The sequence below is a fragment of the Pseudomonas sp. IT-232MI5 genome (genome assembly GCF_949767845.1).
Lineage (GTDB): Bacteria > Pseudomonadota > Gammaproteobacteria > Pseudomonadales > Pseudomonadaceae > Aquipseudomonas.
Genome location: NZ_CATKQE010000020.1, coordinates 1 through 3,867 on the forward strand (window position 1 = coordinate 1; position 3,867 = coordinate 3,867).

General features: G+C 61.9%; 1 protein-coding gene. It reads right to left on the reverse strand.

Features of this window, described 5'->3' with window-relative positions:
- Positions 1-3,867 (reverse strand): immunoglobulin-like domain-containing protein (locus ACM6JQ_RS13315; RefSeq protein WP_414893971.1); only part of this gene is annotated, 3,867 nt, incomplete at both ends.

Below are 3,867 nucleotides of genomic sequence, written 5' to 3' on the forward strand. Positions count from 1 at the left end.
TCGATGGTGATCACAGCGCCGTTCGACAGGGTTACGGTCACTGGTGAGCCAGCGGCGTTGGTCAATGTTGCGGTGTAGATGATCGAGCCACCTTCGGCAACCGAACCCGTCGCGCTCAGCGACAGGTGGGTGGTGTCGACGGTATCGGTGACCGTGGTCGAAACCGGGGTCTTGTCGGCCACCAGATTTTCGTAATTGCCGCCGGTTACACCGGTGATCGAGTTGGTCAGTGGCGCCTGACCGGTCAGCGCATCGTTCGGTGCGGTGGTGGTCACAGTGCCGGTGGTTTTACCGACTTCGATGGTGATGTTCTGACCGTTGGCCAAAGTCACCACGACAGGTGAACCGGTCACTGGAGCGCCCACAGTGGCGGTGTAAGTGACGGTGCCACCTTCAGCGACCGACGTATCAGCCGTGAGTTTGACGGTCGAGGTGTCGATGGTATCGGTGACTTCGGTCACGGCCGGCGTCGTGCTCGGCACCAGGTTTTCGAAGTTGCCACCGGTAGCGGTGGAGATCGTCGCTTCAACCTTGCCGGCGTCTTTGTAGACGTCGTCGGCCGGGGCTGGAACGGTCACGGTGCCAGTGGTTTTGCCGGCGTCGATGGTGATCACGGCGCCGTTGGACAGGGTCACGGTCACTGGCGAGCCAGCCGCGTTGGTCAGCGTTGCGGTGTAAACAATCGAACCACCTTCAGCGACCGACCCCGTCGCGCTGAGCGACAGGTTAGTGGTGTCGACGGTGTCGGTCACGGTGGTGCTGACCGGAGTTTTGTCGGCAACAAGGTTTTCGTAGTTACCACCCGTCACGTTGGTGATCGAGTTGGTCAGTGGCGCATGGCCGGTCAACGCATCATTTGGTGCGGTGAAGGTCATGGTGCCGGTGGTTTTGCCGACTTCGATAGTGATGTTCTGACCATTGGCCAGCGTCACGGTGACCGGCGAACCGGTTACTGGTGCCCCAACGGTCGCGGTGTAAGTGACGGTGCCGCCTTCAGCGACCGACGTATCAGCCGTCAGTTTGACGGTCGAGGTGTCGATGGTATCGGTGACTTCGGTCACAGCCGGCGTCGTGCTCGGCACCAGGTTTTCGAAGTTGCCACCGGTAGCGGTGGAGATCGTCGCCTCAACCTTGCCGGCGTCTTTGTAGACGTCATCGGCTGGCGCTGGAACGGACACGGTGCCGGTGGTTTTACCAGCTTCGATGGTAATCACCGCGCCGTTGGACAGGGTCACGGTCACTGGTGAGCCAGCGGCGTTGGTCAATGTCGCGGTGTAGATGATTGAACCGCCTTCGGCCACAGAACCGGTCGCACTGAGCGACAGGTTGGTGGTGTCGACGGTGTCAGTGACCGTGGTCAAAACCGGAGTCTTGTCGGCCACCAGATTTTCGTAGTTGCCGCCAGTGACACCGGTGATCGAGTTGGTGATCGGCGCATGTCCGGTCAGCGCATCGTTCGGTGCGGTGAAGGTCACGGTGCCGGTGGTTTTACCGACTTCGATGGTGATGTTCTGACCGTTGGCCAGGGTCACCACGACCGGCGAGCCCGTCACAGGCGCCCCGACGGTCGCGGTGTAGGTGACGGTGCCACCTTCAGCGGCGGTCTCGGTCGCCGTCAGTTTCACGGTCGAGGTGTCGATGGTGTCAGTCACTTCGGTGACGGCTGGAACAGTGCTCGGCACCAGGTTTTCGAAGTTGCCACCGGTTGCGGTAGAGATCGTTGCCTCAACCTTGCCGGCGTCTTTGTAGACGTCGTCGGCCGGAGCTGGAACGGTCACGGTGCCAGTGGTTTTACCGGCTTCGATGGTGATTACCGCCCCATTCGACAGGGTCACCGTGACTGGCGAGCCAGCCGCGTTGGTCAGGGTTGCGGTGTAAACAATCGAACCACCCTCGGCTACAGAACCCGTGGCGCTCAGCGACAGGTCAGTGGTGTCGACAGTGTCGGTGACATTGGTCGAAACCGGGGTCTTGTCCGCCACCAGGTTTTCGAAGTTGCCGCCGCTCACCTCGGTGATCGCATTGGTAATCGGCGCGTGGCCGGTCAATGCATCGTTCGGCGCGGTGGTGGTCGCGGTGCCGGTGGTCTGACCTACGCCAATGGTGATGGTCTGACCGTTAGCCAGGGTCACGACCACAGGCGAACCGGTCACTGGCGCGCCGACGGTAGCAGTGTAGGTAACGGTGCCGCCCTCAGCCGCCGACTCGGTCGCGGTGAGTTTGACGGTGGTGGTGTCGATGGTGTCGGTGACGTTGGTCACGGCCGGCACGGTGCTCGGAACGAGGTTCTCGAAGTTACCGCCGGTTGCATCCTTGATCGTCACTTCGACTTTGCCGGCGTCTTTGTAGACGTCATCGGCAGGCGCTGGAACGGTTACGGTGCCGGTGGTTTTGCCGGCTTCGATAGTGATCACCGAACCGTTCGACAGGGTCACGGTCACCGGGGTGCCGGCCGGGTTGGTCAGCGTCGCGGTGTAAACGATCGAACCGCCTTCAGCCACAGAATCGGTTGCGGTCAGGTTCAGGTTGGTGGTGTCGGTGGTGTCCGAAACCACGGTGTCGGCGGACTTGCCGTCGACCGCGAGTTTTTCGTAATTGCCGCCGGTGGCGCCGTCGATGGTCACGCTCAGCGAGCTGCCGCCGGCCAGTGGGCTGTTTGGCGCGACGAAGTTCACCGAACCGGTGGTTTCACCGACGGCGATGGTGATGGTCTGGCCGTTGGACAGGGTCACGACAACCGGCGAGCCGGTCACTGGCGCGGTCACGGTCGCGGTGTAGACCACGGTTTCGCCTTCAGCGACGTTCGCCGTGGCGGTCAGCGACACGGTGGAGGTGTCGATGGTGTCGTTGACGGTGGTGACGGCCGGAGTAGTGCTGGTGACGAGGTTTTCGAAGTCGCCACCGGTCGCGCCTTTGATGGTCGCTTCAACGGTGCCGGCGTCTTTGTAGACGTCGTCTTTCGGTGCGTCGACGGTGACAGTGCCAGTGGTTTTGCCCGCTTCGATGGTGATCACCGAGCCGTTGCTCAGGGTCACGGTGACTGGCGAGCCAGCAGCATTGGTCAGGGTCGCGGTGTAGGTGATCTGGCCACCCTCGTTCACCGAGCCGGTCGCGGTCAGCGACAGGTTGGTGGTGTCGACGGTGTCGGTGACGGTGGTGTTGACCGGGGTTTTGTCGGCCACGAGGTTTTCGTAGTTGCCGCCGGAAACGCCGGTGATCGAGTTGGTCAACGGAGCATGGCCAGTCAGCGCATCGTTCGGCGCGGTGGTGGTTACGGTGCCGCTGGTTTTACCCACTTCGATGGTGATGTTCTGACCATTGGCCAGGGTCACGACAACCGGCGAACCGGTGACTGGCGCGCCGACCGTCGCGGTGTAGGTGACGGTGCCACCTTCAGCCGCAGACTCGGTGGCGGTCAGTTTGACCGTCGAGGTGTCGATGGTGTCAGTGACGTCGGTTACGGCTGGCGTGGTGCTCGGAACGAGGTTCTCGAAGTTGCCGCCAGTGGCGTCCTTGATGGTCACTTCGACCTTGCCAGCGTCTTTGTAGACGTCATCGGCTGGAGCCGCCACGGTCACGGTGCCGGTGGTCTTGCCCGCTTCGATGGTGATTACCGAACCGTTCGAAAGGGTGACGGTGACTGGCGTACCGGCCGGATTGGTCAGTGTTGCGGTGTAAACGATCGAACCGCCTTCAGCCACAGTGCCGGTCGCCGTCAGCGACAGGTTGGTGGTGTCGACAGTGTCAGTAACAGTGGTCGAAACCGGGGTTTTGTCGGCGACCAGATTCTCGTAGTTACCGCCGCTCACATCAGTAATCGCGTTGGTCAGCGGCGTGTGCCCAGTCAGCGCATCGTTTGGCGCGGTG